Raw genomic sequence first — 4078 nt, 5'->3', positions numbered from 1 at the left:
CTTATAGGAATTTTTGAAAAATTATCGCTTTTTTCAGTTTGGTTGGTCAAGTTGTACACTGTGGACTGTGCGTTGTCCACCATACGGCAGCACGAGTGTATACTGGATTTTCTGCCTAAGTCCACTTAACAGTATGGTGGACAGTACCTAATCGTATGGTGGACAGTACCTAATCGTATGGTAGACAGTACAGTGGAAGCGCTGATTGTCTCTTAAAGATGCGCGGTCAGCAGGAGCATCAGTAAACAACAAAAAGCAATGGTGTAATCAAAAAGGGTAGTCAACTAGAGTCAACCGTAACTTTTTGTTTACCCTCTCCTAGTCACGCGCTTTACCTAGAATCAAGAGCACTAGGCTCAACAGATAAGCGTAGGATGGTAGGAGAGACGGCAAGGCAATTACACATTGCCAGTGATAAGATTGGGGTACAGTTAGCCGCTGACGAGTGCTTGCAACCTTATCACACCCAACTTTTACAAGTTTGGCTTTTCCGACATTGAACCCCTTACCCTCTGAGTTGGAACAGTCGGGCGATCTCGCGAACGCGAGTGCGTCTTAGAGGGAAGCGCCCGCAAGAGATGCGATGCGATCGCCCAGCCGCGCTTTTCGTTGCTATCGCTGGGGTTTTTGATTGCAACTGGCACATTGTTAAGCACACCAGCGGTGTGTTTTCGTGCTACAAATCCAACGAAAAATAAGCACTGTGTTATGTAGTGATAGGCTACAACTGGCACAATGCTTAATAGTTTGTTACAGGGAGGGCAAAGCGATACAGCTTAAGCCGAAGCATTCGCGATCGCTTTACAGTTCCTTAAATTGATTAGTAAGGCTGCACTTTAAGCAAACATCTCCATCCATAGAGGTTTTGGGCTTTTCTTGCTTGCACTGAGGACAAGTAACTGTGTCCGGTTTTGATATTAGCGCTTGCATCTGATTACTAAAGTTACAAACCGGACAAGCTCCGTTTTCTTCAACAAATTTCTTAAGCGTGTCCTTTCCGCACTGGGGGCAAGCGGTAAACCTACTGGCTCTAGATGTGGTTGTTGAAGATGCGGGACTGAGAACTGGCTTCGGGGTTAGCTTAGGGACTGCTACTGACTGCAATTCTGTCGAAAGGCGGCACATCACGCACACACCGTTTTCCTCAATCCCATTCTTAAGACACTGTTCACCGCACTGAGGGCAATTAGCAAGGATATCTGAGAAGGTATTAGATGTACTTTTGTGTCCAAAGTTCAAACTTTTCGTTTGTGATGACAGGGGTACAGAAGATGGGGTTTTGGGAACTGGCTTCGGGGTTGGCTTAGGGACTGCTACTGACTGTAATTCTGTCGAAAGGCGGCACATCACGCACACACCGTTTTCCTCAATCCCATCCTTAAGACACTCTTTACCGCACTGAGGGCAATTAGCAAGGATATCTGAAAGGATATTAGATGTACTTTTTTGTCCAAAGTTCAAACTTTTCATTTGTACTGAAATTTGTGGTATCCGCTTTTCAGTCTCTAACTTTCTCCTGATTCCCAGCATTCTGCTAGGTCTTGTTGAATCGTTTTGGCAGTAGCTACAGGTTCTAATCGCCTTGTTGTAGTCGCTTCGGCATTCTGTTAGGCAATACTGGCATCGAACTTTCATATCTCAATCCTTTTGCTTATGGTGTGTGGATGGAGGGATTTCCCCTATCTTGCTAGATATATCCGCTACTGTCGTTAGGCTTGGCGTAAGCATACCGACTAGTAGTGTCTAAAGATTTATGCCCCAACGTGTGCTGCACTAGTTGAGGAGCCGCATCCCGATTCAATGAGTGTGAGGCGTGGCTGTGTCTTAACCAATGTGGGCTAACGCCTTTGATTCCTGCCCGCTCACCTGCTTTGCTTACAATTTCCCGAACATGGCGATACGCATGGACGGCGTAATCGCTCGCTTATCGCAAGCTGCCATCACTTATTTGGAATCATTCATAAGCGCTTCTAGTTCTGCCAACAAAGATTCTAGTTTTTCCTGCTTCTCTTGATTCTCCCAAATCTTTGACTTCTTCGCCTTCAGGTAGGTGGTTTCCAGACGGCTTTGCAAGGTAGAGGTTTCTGTTTTTGGTTGTTTCTTTTTGACAATTTCTTTGATTTGTGAGAGAGACAGAGGTATTTCAATGGCGGCTTCTAAGAGTTCAGCCCTGTCTTCTACTGACTCCAGCTTAGCTATTTCCTTGGCTTTGGTGTACTCAATGCGTCCCGTTCGCAGAGCTTCAAGAATATCATCCGGCAGTTTTAACAGTGGCAGTCGGGTGCGGACGAAGGATTGCCAGTTCATTCGTCCCAACTCAGCAAACACTTTTTCTACTGTTTCCAGATTCGAGTTAACTGAAACGCTTCGGTTAACTATGCCTTTCGCTTCATTGTTCAGTCTGTACAGCAAGGCGGGAACTTCGTCTACAACGCATTCTAAGTTCATCGCCAGAAGTTGTAAGATTCCTGAAGTTTCTTCTATTGGGTTTAAGTCCTCCCTTTGCAGGTTTTCCACTAAGGCATACTGTACCGCCTGCGAGTCTGACAGCTCGCGGATGGTCACAGGCACTTCAGTCAAGCCGACTTCTTGTGCCGCTTTATAGCGCCGCTCTCCTGCTACCAACTCATATTGGTCTTTCACTCTTCGCACCAACAGGGGCTGGAGGATGCCATCGCGTTTGACTGACTCTACCAGAGATTGCATGGCTTTGGAGTCAAAATAACGCCGGGGTTGAGTGGGTGGCAAGACAATCTTATCTATTGGCAGCTTGTCAGTTGCCGCTTGCTCGGATTCTTTGAACAAGGCGACGTTTTTGAGCTTGCTTCTATCAGCCGGGGGTTTTTGGGTAGTTCGTCGTGGACTCCGGGTACTCATATTTCCTCCATAGCGATCGCTATCTCGTCAAAGATGTGGAGAATAGCTGGATTTTTGTTAGGGCATAGTGCCAAAGGTTTGCCATACTCGGCAGCTTCTGCCACCGCTGTTGCTCTTGGTAGTGGGGTAAATATTGTGACTATGGGGGACAGTTGCTCGCGTATGGATTCTAGGGTTCTTTGGTCTAGAGAATTATTAGCAGAGTACATCGTAGGGAAAAACCCTGCTATTTTGAGAGAGCGGTTGAGCTTGCGCTGTACGCGAGCCACAGTTTTCAGCAGCGAGTCTGTACCCTTCAGTGCTTTAAACTGACACTGGATGGGAACGAGTACGTGAGTGGAAGCAACCAAACTGATTTGGCTGAGAATGCCCAAACTGGGTGGACAGTCAATCAAAATAAAGTCGTAGTTATCCAATAAGGGAGACAGTACCTCTTTCAGTCGGAATTCTCTGAGTTCCGCAAATATCAGTTCTTGTTCGGCATTGGCGAGCAAAATGTTGGCAGGAGCTAAGTCCATGCCGTGTACGTCTTGGTGTATGGGTACGGGTTCGTCATCTTCTTCAGACACCAGGGCTGAGTATATTGTTTTTTCTAAATCAGATGGCTCCAACCCCATAAATGTTGTTAAAGATGCTTGGGGGTCGATATCCACGAGCAGAACGCGGTGTTGGCGTAGGGAAAGATGATAGCCAAGGTTTTGGGCGGTCGTCGTCTTGGCAACGCCCCCTGCCTGGTTAAAAAGTGAGATGACCTTGGTCAATTCTTGTTCCCTTATAATAAAGTCCTTTCCTGAACAATAAATTCCTTAAGTAAACAATAGAGTTCTTTTCGCTCCTATCGCACCCCTTGGTTGCAAGTGTTGTCTTGCGTGGAAATGCAGTATTGTTTGACTGCACTAATAGCGCTTTAGTAGTACAAAATGGCTCCGTGCCAGTTAAGAACTTTATTCTTTTAGTTTAAAGCAAAACCCTCCGTCTTTTTCCGAAGTTTTCACATTTACCATTTGGGACAGTGAATATGGTTGTGCGCCATTTGTATTAAAGACAGCCGATATCTGTGCGGACCGCTTAATTGATGGCGAAGTTAGGACTGCTCTGGACGCTGAATTAGAGATTGTCAAGCGTGAAAGTTTTGAGGATTTTTGAGGAGAAAATGATTGTTCACTTTTACTAAATCACCTGTGCAGCGAATTGGTAAACG

Annotated in this window: 3 protein-coding genes and 1 pseudogene; all 4 read right to left on the bottom strand. The window is 46.0% G+C overall.

Annotation, left to right across the window (positions count from 1 at the left end; genetic code table 11):
- Positions 1 to 801: 801 nt before the first annotated feature.
- A complete protein-coding gene (locus ACKTT2_RS00395; RefSeq protein WP_407882846.1) occupies positions 802 to 1635 on the bottom strand; it encodes a hypothetical protein in 834 nt (277 codons plus the stop codon).
- A gap of 52 nt (positions 1636 to 1687) precedes the next feature.
- A pseudogene (locus tag ACKTT2_RS00390) lies at positions 1688 to 1885 on the bottom strand (tyrosine-type recombinase/integrase); the annotation flags it as partial.
- A 59-nt stretch (positions 1886 to 1944) separates the two neighbouring features.
- A complete protein-coding gene (locus tag ACKTT2_RS00385) occupies positions 1945 to 2877 on the bottom strand; it encodes a ParB/RepB/Spo0J family partition protein (protein ID WP_407882844.1) in 933 nt (310 codons plus the stop codon).
- Positions 2874 to 3638, bottom strand: a complete 765-nt coding sequence (locus tag ACKTT2_RS00380; protein WP_407882842.1) for a ParA family protein — start codon at positions 3636 to 3638, stop codon at positions 2874 to 2876. Before ACKTT2_RS00380 ends, ACKTT2_RS00385 begins: the two co-directional genes overlap by 4 nt.
- Between the last annotated feature and the right edge of the window lie 440 nt (positions 3639 to 4078).

Source organism: Scytonema hankhaensis NUACC26, from assembly GCF_045865695.1.
Lineage (GTDB): Bacteria > Cyanobacteriota > Cyanobacteriia > Cyanobacteriales > Nostocaceae > Scytonema.
The sequence above is the reverse complement of the archived record's forward strand: the minus strand, read 5'-3'. Positions and strand labels throughout refer to the sequence as shown.

Bases quoted from the DNA above. Each gene is read 5' to 3' on its own strand.
- ACKTT2_RS00385 (WP_407882844.1), bottom strand. From the start codon at position 2,877: ATGAGTACCCGGAGTCCACGACGAACTACCCAAAAACCCCCGGCTGAT.
- ACKTT2_RS00395 (WP_407882846.1), bottom strand. From the start codon at position 1,635: ATGAAAGTTCGATGCCAGTATTGCCTAACAGAATGCCGAAGCGACTAC.